Raw genomic sequence first — 14944 nt, forward strand, 5'->3', positions numbered from 1 at the left:
TGTTGATTGTTAAATATCTGTATGTCCTTCTGATGTTTAGAAGGTATTCTTCCACATCATACTTTCTACAGGCTTCGTTGTTTTATTGCTATATTTTGCATTGTCTTTGGCATGATACATCGTTTCGATCTGCCCTTCAACAACGAAATAGATCAATTGTCCGATAGGCATCCCCGCGTAAATCCGCACTGGCTGTGCACAAGAGATTTCAAGTGTCCAGGTATTGCAGAAGCCCACATCACCTTTTCCCGCCGTTGCGTGGATGTCAATTCCTAAACGACCGGTGCTGGATTTACCTTCCAGAAAAGGCACATGTGCATGTGTCTCGGTATATTCGACAGTAACCCCGAGATAAAGTGTACCTGGCTGCAAGACAAAACCTTCTTTAGGAATTTCAAAATGCTGGATTTTATTGTGCGCTTTAGCGTCCAGTACCCGGTCTGTATAAGTGGCCAGGTATTTACCCAGATGTACATCGTAGGAATTTGTACCCAGGCATTCTGAATTAAAGGGTTCAATAATGATTGTTCCTTTGTCAATCTCTTCTAATATACGCTTATCTGAAAGTATCATTTGTCAAGTCTTTCGGCGAAATTATGATTAATTTAAGATACTTTTGCATTGATTTTTTAAAATAGAATGCCGGTAATCTATAAACATGAAATTGATGAACAGACTACACTAGCGGTCTGGAAAATCGAAGAACAGGAACAAGAGCTGATCTCTGGTTTGCAATTAAAGCAACATGAACTGGATTTTATAGCCAGCCTGAACAAAGGGAAAAGACTTCTCCACTGGTTGAGCACAAGATTACTGCTGCGAACCTTGCTCAATACCTCTGCTTATATTGATGTCCGTATGGATGATCACGGGAAGCCATTTCTATCAGATTCTTCATTTCATATTTCCCTGAGCCACTCCTATGATTATGCTGCAGTGATGATCGGAAGAACAAGAAGTGTTGGTGTGGATATTGAGATGATCAAGCCTAAAATTCAAAGTATAAAGCAGAAGTTCTTATCGCTTACCGAACTTGGAGAGCTAAATCTGGAAACGAACAGCCTGTATATTAGCTGGTGTGCAAAAGAAGCTATTTATAAATGGTACGGTAAGAAAGGACTGGAATTCAGAAAGCATATCCGTTTATTGCCATTTATACCTTCTGATCAGGGAGAACTTCAAGCAATTGTTACCTTGCCTGAAGGACCTAAAATTTTGAAAGTCAGTTATTTTAAAACACAAGACGGCTATATGACCGGTTATATTGTCGCTTAACAGAACCAAGATGAACAAACAAGTCAGTTTTCAAGACTGGGGATTAATAGATTATCAGGAAGCCTGGGATAAACAGGAAGCTACCCTTCAGGCTACAGTTGCAGTTAAGACGGCGAACAGGAATGAAGGGACTAGTAATCCAACACCTAATTACTTGTTCTTTTGTGAGCATCCACATGTTTATACATTGGGTAAAAGCGGGCATGCAGAGTATCTGCTGCTCGATGAAAAAGGCCTGGAGGATAAAGGGGCTGCCTTTTATAAGATTAATAGGGGTGGTGATATTACCTATCACGGACCGGGACAGCTGGTTGGCTACCCCATTCTGGATCTCGATAATTTTTTCACTGATATACATTTATATCTGAGAACACTCGAAGAAGCCGTTATTTTAACCTTGCAGGAATACGGAATCAAAGCCGGCCGTTACCCCGGATATACGGGAGTCTGGCTGGACGCGGATAATGACAAAGCCCGGAAAATCTGTGCCATGGGTGTGCGGTGCAGCCGTTGGGTAACCATGCATGGTTTTGCTTTAAATGTTAATCCCGACCTTGATTATTTCAAGAGTATTGTTCCTTGTGGAATAGACGATAAAGATGTCACCTCCATGGAACGCGAACTCGGGTATAAATTACCCATGGAGGAGGTGAAAGAGAAACTTAAAAAGCATATTGCATCACAATTTCAGATGGTAATTAACATTCTGGCAGACTGATCGGAATATTAGTAGCCAATCCGCCATCGGAAGTTTCTTTGTATTTGGAGTTCATATCCAGCGCAGTTTCCCACATCGTATTTACTACAGCTCCGAGACTTACTTTTGCTTTGTCAGGATTACTTTGCAAGGCCAGTTGGGAAGCCGTTATCGCCTTAATTGCGCCCATGGTATTCCTCTCTATACAAGGAATCTGTACCAGACCGCCAATCGGATCACAGGTTAAACCCAAATGATGTTCCATGGCTATCTCTGCCGCCATCATCACCTGTCGCTGAGAGCCACCCATACATTCTGTCAGTGCCGCTGCAGCCATAGCTGAAGAAACACCTATCTCTGCCTGGCAGCCGCCCATAGCTGCGGAAATTGTAGCACCTTTTTTAAAGATGCTGCCTATTTCGGAGGCGCAGGTTATAAATTGAATAATCTGTGCGTCAGAATAGCCGTCGCAGAAAGTAATATAATATTGAAGCACAGCCGGAATTACCCCTGCCGCTCCATTGGTTGGTGCAGTAACTACCCTGCCAAAAGAAGCATTTTCTTCATTTACGGCAAGCGCGAAACAACTAACCCAGTCCAATGTATAATTAAATCCATTACCACCTGAACGGATAGCTTCAATCCAGCTTTTATAATCGTGATATTCTTTTTTGCCGATGAGTCTTTTATTCAAAGCGGCAGCCCTGCGGCCAACATTGAGTCCGCCCGGTAAAAAACCGCCGGTATGACAACCTCTGTACGTGCAGTCCTTCATCACTTCGAAATGGCGTAGTATTCCGGAGCGGGTCTCCGCTTCAGTGCGCCATGCCAGTTCATTTTCCATTACCACTTCAGAAACTTTCAGGCCGGTAGTCAGGCACCAGTGCAGCAGATCGCCTGCTTTTTCAATTGGGAAAGGTAGATCGACCTGTTCCTTCTCTGCTCCGGTATCACCTTCTTTTACAACGAATAGAGTAGTAGGTTTCAGAAAAAGCTTTTCCATTATCCAGGAAAGCCTGAAAAGTTACTGCATTCGGGTGGAAAGGGAGGCTCTCCGAATAAAGGAATAGCAGATCTTCTGTATAGTTAAAACTTATTTTTCTTTCACCACCCAGTAACAGACCGGCGCCATTTTTCATAGCAGCGACAGTAGGTTCGACAGCATTGACGTCAAAAGTAACAGGATCTGCACCTGCCAGCCCAAGCATAACAGCGATATCAGTCCCGTGTCCATGCCCGGTTTTGGCTAATGAGCCATAAAGCAGAATCTTCACCTGGCTAACCGATTCCAGTAAATGCTGTGCGGAAAGAGCTGCTGTAAACTGCTGCGCGGCACGCCATGGCCCAAGAGTATGTGAACTCGAAGGGCCTATGCCGATTTTAAATATATCAAATACAGAGATTTGTTCTCTAAGCATGATGCAAAACTAATAGATAAAAAGGATAAAAATTTTAGAAGTGGAATTCCAGGATGTCTTCGTCCTGCAACAGCTGATCGACAAATTTGTCATGATTCCCGGGCTTTCCGGTAGCTGTCCAGCTTCCGCTTATTTTGCCATCTGACATCACTTGTACGCCTCTTTCCATTTGAAGATCAAAGTGCCTGAAATAGTCTTCATACGAGTCCAGTTTGCCTTTGTCAAATTCCCTGACAATTCGGTATTCCCGGGTAGTGGATCTGCGGATAACATATCCCTCCAGGTAAGGGAAAGTAAGTAAGGCCAGCAAAACCAGTAGTGTTACGCCTACAGCCTGTTCATAAAAACCAGATCCTATGGCCATGCCAATGGCAGCGACGATCCAGATTACGCAGGCGGTTGTCAGGCCTTTGATCCTGTTCTCTTCCCTGAAAATTACACCTGCACCCAAAAAACCAATACCTGTGACAATATTGGATGCAATCCTATCCTGACTGGTGGTTTCAATTTTAACAGAAAGAATAGTGAATAACGTTGCTCCCAAACCAATCATAATCATGGTTTTGAGACCAGCCTGTTTAGCTCTGAGCTCCCGCTCCAGGCCTATAAGACCACAAAGTAATGTAGCCAAAAGGAATTTATTAACTTCCGACTGAGTAATGAAATGACTGGCTTCTGATAGGTTTTCCATAGCTTGTTCCAGAGGTCAAAGATAAGTGCTTCCCGGCGTTATTGCATAAAAAAAGACCCACTAAAATATAGTGGGTCTTTTTTAAGCTTTATGGAGGAAGAATTACATCATTCCGCCCATGCCACCACCGCCCATAGGAGGCATAGAACCACCAGCAGGACTATCATCTGGCTCATCTGCTAATACACATTCTGTAGTTAACAACATGGCAGCGATAGATGCAGCGTTTTCTAAAGCTACACGACCTACTTTAGTAGGATCGATAACACCAGCACTGATTAAGTTTTCATAAACATCAGTACGGGCATTGTAACCGAAGTCAGCAGTACCTTCTTTAACTTTTTGAACAACGATAGATCCTTCAATACCTGCATTCTGGCAGATCTGACGTAATGGCTCTTCAATTGCACGACGAATAATCTGGATACCAGTAGTTTCATCTTCGTTAGCGCCTTTCATTCCGTCTAATGCTTCGATTGCACGGATGAAAGCAACACCACCACCTGCTACGATACCTTCTTCAACCGCTGCGCGAGTTGCATGTAAAGCATCATCAACACGGTCTTTTTTCTCTTTCATCTCTACTTCAGATGCTGCACCAACATAAAGAACAGCGACACCACCAGCTAATTTAGCCAGACGTTCCTGTAATTTTTCTTTGTCGTAGTCAGATGTAGTAGTTTCAGTAGCTGTTTTAATTTCGCTAACTCTAGCTCTGATTAAATCAGGGTTACCAAAACCATTGATGATTGTAGTATTGTCTTTATCAACAGTGATTTTTTCTGCAGTACCTAAGTATTCAAGATCAGCTGTTTCCAGTTTGTAACCTTTTTCTTCAGAAATTACAGTACCACCAGTTAATACAGCGATATCTTCCAGCATAGCTTTTCTACGGTCACCAAAACCAGGAGCTTTAACAGCTACTACTTTCAGGGAACCACGGATTTTGTTAACTACTAAAGTAGCTAAAGCTTCGCCATCTAAGTCTTCTGCAATAATTAATAACGGTTTACCAGTCTGAACCTGCTTCTCTAAGATCGGCAGTAATTCTTTCATGTTACTGATTTTTTTGTCGTAGATCAGGATATAAGGATTTTCCAGTTCTGCTTCCATTTTGTCAGCATTGGTTACGAAATACGGAGATAAGTAACCACGGTCAAATTGCATACCTTCAACTGTTTTAACTTCAGTTTCAGTACCTTTTGCCTCTTCAACAGTGATAACACCATCTTTACCTACTTTACCCATTGCTTCAGCAATCAGTGCACCGATTACTTCGTCATTGTTAGCAGAGATAGATGCTACTTGCTTAATTTTATTGTTGTCTTCGCCAACTGTTTGAGACTGAGCTCTTAAGTTCTCAACGATTGCTGTAACAGCTTTGTCGATACCGCGTTTCAAATCCATTGGATTAGCACCGGCAGCAACGTTTTTAATACCTGCTGTTACGATAGCCTGAGCTAAAACAGTAGCAGTAGTTGTACCATCACCTGCGATATCTGCAGTTTTAGAAGCAACTTCTTTTACCATTTGAGCACCCATGTTTTCGATAGGGTCTTTTAATTCAATTTCTTTGGCAACAGTTACACCATCTTTTGTGATTGCAGGTGAACCGAATTTTTTATCAATAATTACGTTACGACCTTTAGGTCCTAAAGTTACCTTAACGGCATTAGCCAAAATGTCAACACCTCTTTTCAGGGCGTCACGGGCTTCTACATTATATTTTACTTGTTTAGACATCTTTGTTTTTGATTAATCAGAATGAATTTTAAATAAAAATTATCTGCGAAATTTTAATTATTGGAGGATTAAAGCTCGACTGCGTAAATATCAGTTTCGCGCATGATTAAGTAATCTTTGCCTTCATAAGGAAACTCAGTGCCTCCGTATTTGCCGTAAATTACTACGTCTCCAACTTTCACAGTTGGTTTTTTACCTTCTGAATCTTCTTCAGAAACAGATACCACAGTTCCTTTTGATGGTTTTTCCTGTGCAGTTTCCGGAATGTAAAGTCCAGATGCAGTTTTAGTCTCTGCCGGAGCAGGCTCAACAATTACACGATTTGCTGTTCCTGCGATGGTTTTAAGGTTTAAAGCCATAATTTAATATAAATTTATTTTTTAGGGTAACATTAAAATTTGTAGATAACTACTTACTAAGTCTGTATCAGTTTTTATGCCAAGCGGGTTTAGCTTGACAAATTTACGCAGGCTTGTCAGCTAATGGATTATGCGTCTGATTTTTTGTGTCAGACTGGCAGAATAAAAAAAAGGCCCGTCAGCGTTTAAATTCTGACGGGCCTGATTATGCCTTGATAGCTTTAAATATTATTTAGCAGTATCTGCTGGTGCTGGTGCCGGCGCAGTTGTCTGCGGAGCAACATTTCCACCAATCGGAGAAGGCGTAGGTGTTTTATCCAGGTGTTCCTGAATTTTAGAACTTCCGCTGCCTGTACTGGCGCCACCGGTTTTACCAATAGTGGTAATAGCCAGAGAGATCACAACAATCAGTGTTAACAATACCCAGGTGCCTTTTTCTAAAACGTCTCCGGTGCGTTGTACACCAAACATGTTACTGCCGGATCCGCCTGTTGCAAGACCACCACCTTTTGGGTTTTGTATCAAAACAAACAGCCCTAGAGCAACACAAATAATGATTAATAAAATAATTAAAAAAAGCATAGTATGTTAAATGGTTAAATTTTCTTTTGAATACCTTGGATAAGGTCGGCAAAGTAACGGCTTTTTTCTGGAAACTTCAAACTTAATTTTTCATAAGTATCTATCGCCTTGTCGTAAAGCATTTGCTCTATGTAAATGTTAGCCAGGGTCTCTGACACCAGGTCATTCTGGTCTTCGGCACTCTTTTTAGCCTTATTTTCCGTGTCGATCTGCTCAGCTTTTGGCGGGTTGATCTGCGGGTCATTTTTAATAAAACTCTCGATCAGTTCGAACTCTTTTCCGGTATGTTTTGGTTTATCTTCAGCCTCCGGTAATTCCGCCTGCCCGGTAAGCGGACTTTGCAGGTGAAAAATATGCTCTACATATTGCTGTTGTAATTCAGGAGAGTCATTAGTTCTGGTTTTCTGAACTGCATAGGGCTGAAAGATACTCTGATGTTCTTTGCGGGTTTTAGCCAGCCACCATAAAAACGTATAGGGTAGTTTCTCATCATGATAATTACTGACACTGCTTTTTTCTTCTGGTTCAGCCGGCTCCACTTTTTCTTCGGTCTGTACTGGCGCAGTAACCTGAAGCTCCTGTTCCTGAATTTCTGCCGGAGCCTCCGTCCCAAAGTTTTGCTCAAAAGCAAAAAAATCAGAGGAAGCAATACTTTCCACAGCAAAATCATGTTCCGGCGACGGTCTGCGCGGCGCTTCCGCAGCAGGCTGTGTTCCGTTACGGAAAGGACGATATTCTGTATTTTCAGTTTCCGCAGGTTGTTCAGTTGCAGCCGCACTCAGAACGTGCAGGATTTCATGCGGTTGACTGGTTGCCGGATGCTGATCTGCAGATAGTGCTATAACCGATAAGTTCCTGGAATAAAATTCCTTCTGTTTAATAAAATTATGGAGCGAAGTCCCTCCAGTGTAAAAAGCGGCAGTAGCAAATACCTGTTCTTTTTCAGGTTCCTGCATCAGGGCCCTGGCCAGCAGTAGGTGCAGTGGCTGAAAATAAGGATATTCCTGAATTAATTCTTGCAGCATGAATCGATCAGCAGGGCCTGCTTTTGCAGGGTCCGCCAATAATTCTGACAGTTGATTTTTAAGATGATTATCCAGCTCCACGTGACTAAGTTAAACAATGAAATTTAATTTTCCTCTTTACCACTGCGCAAAAGCACGGTTAAAGATGTCTTCAGTAAGCTGAGCATTAATTTCCCTGATAAACTGCTGTTGCTGTGATTCCAGTGTCTGTCCGGTTGCAGGAAATTCTCTGAACCTTTCGAAGGACTCTTCAAAACTCTGTTTAGGGTCTAAGTTACTGGTATATTTAACGCTGATTCTAATGGTCAGTTTATTCGTTCCTGCACTTGGTGAATTATTATTTTGCAGGGAGGTCGGGCGGATATCGTAACCTGTAATCCTGCCTTCGAATATAGCATCGGCATCATTATTCCGGATCGCCAGACTAGTCTGGTTACGAATCCTTGTTTTCAGGGCTTCAGTAAAGTCCTGGCTCAGGGTAGGAATAACCAGTGGCGCATTATTCTCGAAATATAAAACAGCTACTGTTTTCATAGCCGGTGGAATAGAAGCTCCGTTTAATTTGATGGAGCAGGAATGCAGCACTGACGCGAAAGGGATCAGCAACAGTAAAAATATTTTTTTCATTGCTTAATTTAAATTCAGTTCTTTAATTTTTCTGTAGAGCGTCCGTTCTGAAATTCCCAGTTCCTGTGCAGCAAATTTCCGCTTGCCTTTATGCTTTTTTAAAGCCTTTTTAATCAGGTCAGATTCTTTATCGATCAGGGAAAGTGATTCTTCCACTTCTTCTGCATCATGCGTGTAATTATAATCTACCGGGGCATTTTGAGAAGGTTTTTTAATAGTCAGCGTATTCTCGTGGCTCATTTCCGGATCTACATCCTGGTAAAGCTGATTAATATAATGCGGGTTCTCAGCCATGATATGCGAGGTGTTACCACCGCTCTGAATAATTTCTGCAACCAGTTTTTTCAGGTCCATCATATCCTTTTTCATATCAAAGAGAACTTTGTATAAAATATCACGTTCAGAAAAATCCTCTTTATTATTGTTGTTAATAGCCATAGGAAGATTGCTGCCACCTTCATTTGGAATATAGTTCATTAGTGCCTGTGCGGTGACATTTCTGTCTTTCTCTAACACACAAACCTGTTCTGCAATATTCTTCAGTTGTCTGACATTTCCAGGCCAGCTGTAATTTGTCAGTAACTGGATAGCTTCATTGTCCAGCTGAATGCCGGGGCTGCGGTATTTATCACTGAAATCGGCAGAGAACTTACGGAATAATAAGTAAATATCTTCTTTACGCTCCTGTAAAGCCGGAATGCGCAATGGAACGGTATTTAATCTATAATAAAGATCTTCTCTGAATTTTCCAGATTTAACCCGGTTATATACATCAACGTTGGTTGCAGCAATGATCCGGACATCTGTCTTCTGCACTTTGGAAGAACCTACCCGCAGGTATTCACCGCTTTCCAGAATTCTCAGCAGGCGTGCCTGCGTACCAAGAGGTAGCTCTGCCACCTCATCCAGAAAGATTGTACCGCCATTTGCTACTTCAAAGTATCCTTTGCGCGCTTCGTGTGCGCCGGTAAAAGAGCCTTTCTCATGGCCGAATAATTCCGAATCAATTGTACCCTCCGGAATAGCTCCGCAATTCACTGCGATAAAAGAACCATGTTTACGGGCACTGATCTGGTGAATGATATGGGAAAAAACTTCTTTACCACTACCACTTTCGCCCGTGATCAGCACGGACATATCTGTCGGGGCTACCTGCCTGGCAATATCTATTGCACGGTTGAGCAAGGGTGAGCCGCCAATAATTCCAAATCGGTTTTTGATATCCTGTACGTCCAAAATAAAAGTATGTTTTGTAAAAAAATCAGTTTGTTAATCTGCAATTCTGCCCAGAAGGGTCGCTGATGTACAACGCTCAATCACGACATTTACATATTGACCGGGCTTAACATTTTCGACAGCCGGAAATACGATCATTGCATTCTGGTCATTTCTGCCGCAAAGGTCAAGGTCCGATTTTTTTGAATAGCCTTCTACGAGAATTCTAACTGTTTTGCCAACAGATTCCTGCAAACGTTTCCGGGATGACTCCTGTTGTTTCAGCAGAATTTCTTTCAGCCTGCGTTTTTTGACTTCCTCAGGAACATCATCCTCCAGTTTACGGGCGGCCATTGTTCCTGGTCTTTCCGAATAGCTGAAACAGAATGCAAAATCATAATCCACATAATCCATCATGCTCAAGGTTTCCTGGAATTCCTCTTCTGTCTCCGAGCAGAAACCCGCAATGATGTCCGTAGAGATGGCACATTCAGGAATGATACTTCGGATTGCATCCACGCGGTTAATATACCATTCTCTTGTGTAGGTCCTGTTCATCAGTTCCAATACTCTGGTACTGCCCGACTGAACCGGCAGATGGATATTGTTACAGATATTATCGTGTTTTTTAATTGTATATAGTACCTCGTCGGTAATGTCTTTCGGGTGTGAAGTGGAGAAACGTACACGGAGTTCCGGGCTGATCAATGCAACCTTTTCGAGTAATTGTGCGAAATTAACCATGGTTTCAGCCTGGTCATCTGCCTGATCAGATCCTTTCCATTTATAAGAATCCACGTTTTGCCCCAGCAGTGTAACTTCTTTGTAACCACGTTCATGCAGGTCCTGTGCTTCCGCCAGAATTGAATGCGGATCACGGCTGCGTTCACGTCCCCTGGTAAAAGGAACCACACAGAAAGAACACATGTTATCGCAACCTCTCATAATAGAGATAAAAGCAGTAATCCCATTTCCGTTCAGACGAACCGGGCTGATATCAGCATAGGTCTCCTCGCGTGATAAGAGCACATTAATTGCTTTCTGGCCTTCTCCAACCTGCTCAAGCAGTGCTGGCAGATCACGGTAAGCATCAGGTCCGACTACAACATCGACAAGTTTTTCCTCTTCCAGAAATTTAGATTTTAATCTTTCGGCCATGCAGCCCAGTACACCAACGATCAGTTTCGGGTTTTTACGTTTTTCAATTCCGAACTGTGATAAGCGATTTCTAACACGCTGTTCTGCGTTTTCCCGGATCGAGCAGGTATTAATGAAGATGGCGTCCGCTTCCTGATAATTTCCTGTTGTCTCAAAACCCTGGTCGAGCAGAATAGAAGCTACAATTTCAGAATCGGCAAAATTCATCTGACAACCATAACTTTCAATATATAGCTTTCTGGCATTAAGGGCTTTAGGTGCATCAATAATCAGGGCTTCACCCTGACGCTCTTCATCGTGTGTCTTATCTGTTAGCTGTAAATCGATCATATCGGATTAAATGTTACTAAGCGCAAAAATACTAAATATAATTCGTAAATGACAAATTGGCAGCATTTAAAAAGATCTGATGAATGTCAAACATTGTCCTGTACACATTTGTCTCTGTATACAAATACCCGGTTTATGATCGAAAATCCGCAATTAAGGAAAATATTAAAATGGACAGGCCTGACAGTCTTAACCGTATTAGTGCTGTTAACTGGAGTCTCGGTATATTTCAGTAAAAACTGGAAACCTGAACTGGAGAAAAAGATCACAGAAGCTGTCAATAAGGGGTCGCAGGGGCTATATCAGGTCAGTGTGAAAGATCTTCACCTGAACATTCTTACAGGTAGCATCAGTGCGGACAGCATCTGGTTGCGGCCGGATACGGTAATGCTCAATGCATTACTGGATAAAAAAGTTGCACCTACACACCTGTTTGAGATCCGGTTGGCGAAACTGCAGCTTCGCAGGCTTTCCCTGCTTCGCATCTGGCGTAAAAAGGAAATAGATCTGAATGATATTATCCTGAATAAGCCTTCTATTAACATGACATATTATGCCGGACAGCACCGGCCTCAGACTGAGACAAAGCCAAAGAGCCTGCATGAAGTTCTTTCAGGCACATTACATGCTGTCCGGATTAAGGCAATGCGCATTGCCGATGCAGATTTCGATTATATCAGCGGGGCCACAGGTAAGAAACTTAATTCGGTACATAAGCTGAATCTCACCGTCCGGGATTTTCTGCTTGATGAACATTCTGACGATGATACCACCCGTTTTTATTATACGAAAGATGTCAGGTTCGAAATAGCCGGTTATCAATCGCCATCTAAGGATGGGATGTATACCACTAAGGTTGACAGTATTACCGGATCGTTGCGAAAAAAAGAACTGGAGGTAAAAAACTTCAGGATGATCCCTAAATATCCTGAACTGGAGTTCAGCCGAAAACTTGGAACACAGAAAGACCGTTATGATCTACATTTTAAGCACATCCTATTTTCGGGTATAGATTATCTGCGACTAAATAGTGAAGGTGTGCTGCATGCGCAAAGTCTGCTGCTCAATTCTGGTATTGCAAAGATTTTTATGAACCGTGAATTGCCGGGTGACGCTACGCAGGATAAGACGAAGAATTTCCCTCATATGGCATTGCAGCGATTACCGGTAGCGACAACAATTGATACACTGAAACTCCGCCAGCTCAATGTAGCTTATACCGAGTATAACCCAATGGCAGAACAAAAAGGGACTATACACATTGACCATTTGAAAGGAAATGTCTTAAATGTAACCAACGATTCAGTTTCTCTGGATAAGAGTGCGGTGGCCGTTGCCCTGCTTGAAGCAGATTTGGTTAAGGCAGCGCATCTAAATATCCGGATAGATTTCAAACTTCGTTCCCCTGTCGCTGGATTTCACTATAAAGGTCATATAGGCCCAATGGATATGGTTAAACTCAATCCACTGTCCCGCGCACTGGGTTTAGTAGAAATGGAAAGCGGCAAAATCAGTAAAATCGACTTTGAGGCAGAAGGCAATCGTTATGGTGCCAAAGGTAAAATGCAGATGCGTTATACTGATTTGAAAATACGGCTGCTCAAAGTGGACGAAGATGGAGGGGCACCTAAAAAGAAAGGATTCTTGTCATTCCTTGCCAATAACATCCTGATCAAGGATTCCAATCCTCTGCCAGGTAAAGAACTCCGCGAGGTGAAAATTGATTTCGAAAGGACACCTTCCGCTTCTTTCTTTAATCTCTTATGGAAAAGTGTATTTGTCGGTCTTAGAGAAACCGTCGGACTAGGTATTGTTCCAATGAAAAGTCCGGAACAGGGGAATAAAGACATGCAGAAAAAGCTCAAAGATCGAAAAGAAAAGAGGGCGGAAAAACAAGAGGAAAAGAAAGAAGAAAAAAAGAAAAAAGAACAAGAGCGGCAGCAAAATAAAAATTAATGGGAAGCCTTTCCGACAGCTTCGAAAAATAAATATTGTGTGAAGTGAATTATGTATATTGTAAACAATAGAGCTGCTGCATGAATGAAAAATCACGAAAGACAATCAGTCTGATCAAATGGATAGTTATTACCCTGTTCCTGCTGTTTGCTCTGGCAGATGCGGCTTCGTGGTTACTGGCAGCAAGGATGCGGCCGGCTATAACGCGTGAATTGAAAGATCTCGTCCTCAATTCAACTGACAGCCTGTACAGTGTTAAATTTTCAAGGGTTAATACTAATTTTCTTTTCGGCAATGCCTCAGTAAGTGATGTGGAAATTATCCCGGATACAGTTATCTATAACAAGCTCGTGCGTCTGCAGCGTGCGCCGAATAATACCTATGCTGTTACAGTAAAGAAATTAACAATCAGAAACTTCCATCCTTATCAACTTTGGAAAGGACAGCGTTTACGGGTAGATCAGCTTCTGTTTGAACATCCCAAAGTCGTGATGACCAATAAACAGCTGGAATTTAATGAAGACAGACTGCCCCGGCCCTATAAATCTCCATACGCCTATATATCACAGTTTTTAAAAGAGATCAGCGTTCAGAGCATTGATCTTAAGGATATCAGTTTTAGCTATGTGAACAAGAACGGTGATGTGCCGGTTACAGATTCTTTAAATAAGTTGAATATCAGCTTAAAAGACTGGCTTATAGATGCAGGGTCAGCGACAGATCCCGGGCGTTTCTATTTGTTAAAAGATGTATGGATTAATCTCAGTGATTATAAGTATGCAACACCGGACAGCCTTTATCATATCGAACTAAATGAATTGTCTTTCCGTTCTTCCACCGGCAAGCTGAACGTACGTAAGTTTGGCGTTATACCGCGCTACGGAGAAATGGAGTTCGCGAGGGTATCCGGTTTCGCCAAAGACAGGTTTAGTATTCTGCTGAATGATATTGATCTGAAAGGAATAGACCTGCCTTTATATGTCAGGAAACAGGAGCTGCTTGCCAATGAAATGAACATTAGCAATGGTTATGTGTCTGTTTTTAATAACAATGAACTTCCTTCCAGAGGAACGGTAAGAATGGGTAAATTTCCGCATCAGCTACTGCAAAGTGTTAAAGGACTGGTTACCATCCATAAGCTGACATTGGCAAATCTGGATCTCAGTTATGCCGAGTACGATAGAGAAAGTAAGATGAAGGGGAAGATCACTTTCGAGAATACTTCCGGTACGCTGTTAAATGTAACCAATGAAGCTAAAGCCAAAGCTAAAAATCCGGTTATGCAGGCCAATCTTCGAAGCGATATGATGGGGCAGGGCAGGCTGATTGTAGATTTTCGGTTCGATTTGCTATCTGAAAAGGGTGCTTTCTCCTACAAAGGAGAGCTGGGGCATCTGGATGGACCACTGCTAAACAGAATTACCAAACCTCTGGGGATGCTTCAAGTTAAAAGCGGGGTGGTCAGAAAACTAAGCTTTGATATTGCTGCCGACGAGAACCAGGCGAAAGGAAAGCTTAATTTCGCATATAATGATCTTTCGGTTACGCTGCTGAAAAAGGTAGAAGGTAAAGACTGGCTGGTTAAGCAGGGGCTTATCTCCATGCTGGCCAATGCCATGGTCATAAATGCAGACAATCCAGATAGCAAGGGTAATTTCATTACTGCAAAAGTCGATTATAAACGTAATCCTACGCACTCTTTTTTTAGTTTTATCTGGCAGAGTCTTTTTCAGGGGATCAAATACACAGTTGGCCTCAGCCCGCAGAAGCAGGCTGAGATCAACAAGAAAATCCAGCAATTCGAAAAATTAAAGACCGACCGCGAGCTCAGGCGCCAGGCCCGGGAAAGAAGAAAGCGGGGATAGTAC

13 protein-coding genes and 1 pseudogene are annotated in these 14944 nt (G+C 42.3%); 4 read left to right on the plus strand and 10 right to left on the minus strand.

Annotated features, from left to right (window positions below; all coding sequences use genetic code 11):
- Positions 1–36: 36 nt before the first annotated feature.
- Positions 37–573 (minus strand): dCTP deaminase, encoded by a 537-nt coding sequence (gene dcd, locus BLR53_RS07525; RefSeq protein ID WP_074588735.1) that lies wholly within the window; start codon positions 571–573, stop codon positions 37–39.
- Positions 574–639: 66 nt separating this feature from the next.
- Between dcd and BLR53_RS07530 the strand changes: the two genes are divergently transcribed.
- Both BLR53_RS07530 and lipB read left to right on the plus strand, forming a co-directional pair.
- Positions 640–1275 (plus strand): 4'-phosphopantetheinyl transferase family protein, encoded by a 636-nt coding sequence (locus BLR53_RS07530; protein ID WP_037442330.1) that lies wholly within the window; start codon positions 640–642, stop codon positions 1273–1275.
- A 10-nt stretch (positions 1276–1285) separates the two neighbouring features.
- Positions 1286–1993: a lipoyl(octanoyl) transferase LipB gene (gene lipB / locus BLR53_RS07535; RefSeq protein ID WP_074588737.1), complete on the plus strand. Its 708-nt coding sequence runs from the start codon at positions 1286–1288 to the stop codon at positions 1991–1993.
- Here lipB and BLR53_RS07540 read toward each other — a convergent pair.
- The 9 genes and pseudogenes from BLR53_RS07540 to miaB form a co-directional block, all read right to left on the minus strand.
- Positions 1974–3390: pseudogene (locus tag BLR53_RS07540) on the minus strand (L-serine ammonia-lyase). The gene lipB and the pseudogene BLR53_RS07540 overlap by 20 nt on opposite strands.
- A 34-nt stretch (positions 3391–3424) precedes the next feature.
- Positions 3425–4081, minus strand: coding sequence for an MgtC/SapB family protein (locus BLR53_RS07545; protein ID WP_074588740.1), 657 nt, complete (start codon positions 4079–4081; stop codon positions 3425–3427).
- Between the two features lie 102 nt (positions 4082–4183).
- The gene (groL, locus tag BLR53_RS07550) at positions 4184–5824 is read right to left on the minus strand and encodes a chaperonin GroEL (RefSeq protein WP_037442336.1); all 1641 of its coding nucleotides are present in this window, start codon (positions 5822–5824) and stop codon (positions 4184–4186) included.
- A 68-nt stretch (positions 5825–5892) separates the two neighbouring features.
- Positions 5893–6183 (minus strand): co-chaperone GroES, encoded by a 291-nt coding sequence (locus tag BLR53_RS07555; RefSeq protein ID WP_037442338.1) that lies wholly within the window; start codon positions 6181–6183, stop codon positions 5893–5895.
- 228 nt (positions 6184–6411) lie between these two features.
- Positions 6412–6765, minus strand: a complete 354-nt coding sequence (gene secG, locus BLR53_RS07560) for a preprotein translocase subunit SecG (protein WP_037442340.1) — start codon at positions 6763–6765, stop codon at positions 6412–6414.
- Positions 6766–6779: 14 nt separating this feature from the next.
- Complete coding sequence (locus tag BLR53_RS07565) at positions 6780–7871, minus strand: hypothetical protein (protein ID WP_074588742.1); 1092 nt, start codon at positions 7869–7871, stop codon at positions 6780–6782.
- A 36-nt stretch (positions 7872–7907) separates the two neighbouring features.
- On the minus strand, positions 7908–8417 hold the full coding sequence (locus BLR53_RS07570; protein ID WP_074588745.1) for an LptE family protein: 510 nt from the start codon (positions 8415–8417) through the stop codon (positions 7908–7910).
- Positions 8418–8420: 3 nt separating this feature from the next.
- Positions 8421–9653 carry a sigma-54 interaction domain-containing protein gene (locus BLR53_RS07575; protein WP_037442347.1) on the minus strand — a complete coding sequence of 411 codons (1233 nt, stop codon included), beginning with the start codon at positions 9651–9653 and terminating at the stop codon, positions 8421–8423.
- Between the two features lie 33 nt (positions 9654–9686).
- On the minus strand, positions 9687–11120 hold the full coding sequence (miaB, locus tag BLR53_RS07580) for a tRNA (N6-isopentenyl adenosine(37)-C2)-methylthiotransferase MiaB (protein ID WP_037442349.1): 1434 nt from the start codon (positions 11118–11120) through the stop codon (positions 9687–9689).
- 135 nt (positions 11121–11255) lie between these two features.
- Here miaB and BLR53_RS07585 point away from each other — a divergent pair, with 135 nt between their 5' ends.
- Both BLR53_RS07585 and BLR53_RS07590 read left to right on the plus strand, forming a co-directional pair.
- Positions 11256–13076 carry an AsmA family protein gene (locus BLR53_RS07585; protein ID WP_074588747.1) on the plus strand — a complete coding sequence of 607 codons (1821 nt, stop codon included), beginning with the start codon at positions 11256–11258 and terminating at the stop codon, positions 13074–13076.
- 80 nt (positions 13077–13156) lie between these two features.
- Positions 13157–14941: a hypothetical protein gene (locus BLR53_RS07590; RefSeq protein ID WP_037442353.1), complete on the plus strand. Its 1785-nt coding sequence runs from the start codon at positions 13157–13159 to the stop codon at positions 14939–14941.
- Positions 14942–14944 lie beyond the last annotated feature (3 nt).

Source organism: Pedobacter antarcticus (genome assembly GCF_900103515.1).
GTDB classification, from domain to species: domain Bacteria; phylum Bacteroidota; class Bacteroidia; order Sphingobacteriales; family Sphingobacteriaceae; genus Pedobacter; species Pedobacter antarcticus.

Excerpts from the sequence above, each read along its gene's own strand:
- dcd (WP_074588735.1), bottom strand. The coding sequence starts at position 573 with ATGATACTTTCAGATAAGCGTATATTAGAAGAGATTGACAAAGGAACA.
- BLR53_RS07530 (WP_037442330.1), top strand. The coding sequence starts at position 640 with ATGCCGGTAATCTATAAACATGAAATTGATGAACAGACTACACTAGCG.
- lipB (WP_074588737.1), top strand. The coding sequence starts at position 1,286 with ATGAACAAACAAGTCAGTTTTCAAGACTGGGGATTAATAGATTATCAG.
- BLR53_RS07545 (WP_074588740.1), bottom strand. The coding sequence starts at position 4,081 with ATGGAAAACCTATCAGAAGCCAGTCATTTCATTACTCAGTCGGAAGTT.
- groL (WP_037442336.1), bottom strand. The coding sequence starts at position 5,824 with ATGTCTAAACAAGTAAAATATAATGTAGAAGCCCGTGACGCCCTGAAA.
- BLR53_RS07555 (WP_037442338.1), bottom strand. The coding sequence starts at position 6,183 with ATGGCTTTAAACCTTAAAACCATCGCAGGAACAGCAAATCGTGTAATT.
- secG (WP_037442340.1), bottom strand. The coding sequence starts at position 6,765 with ATGCTTTTTTTAATTATTTTATTAATCATTATTTGTGTTGCTCTAGGG.
- BLR53_RS07570 (WP_074588745.1), bottom strand. The coding sequence starts at position 8,417 with ATGAAAAAAATATTTTTACTGTTGCTGATCCCTTTCGCGTCAGTGCTG.
- miaB (WP_037442349.1), bottom strand. The coding sequence starts at position 11,120 with ATGATCGATTTACAGCTAACAGATAAGACACACGATGAAGAGCGTCAG.
- BLR53_RS07585 (WP_074588747.1), top strand. The coding sequence starts at position 11,256 with ATGATCGAAAATCCGCAATTAAGGAAAATATTAAAATGGACAGGCCTG.
- BLR53_RS07590 (WP_037442353.1), top strand. The coding sequence starts at position 13,157 with ATGAATGAAAAATCACGAAAGACAATCAGTCTGATCAAATGGATAGTT.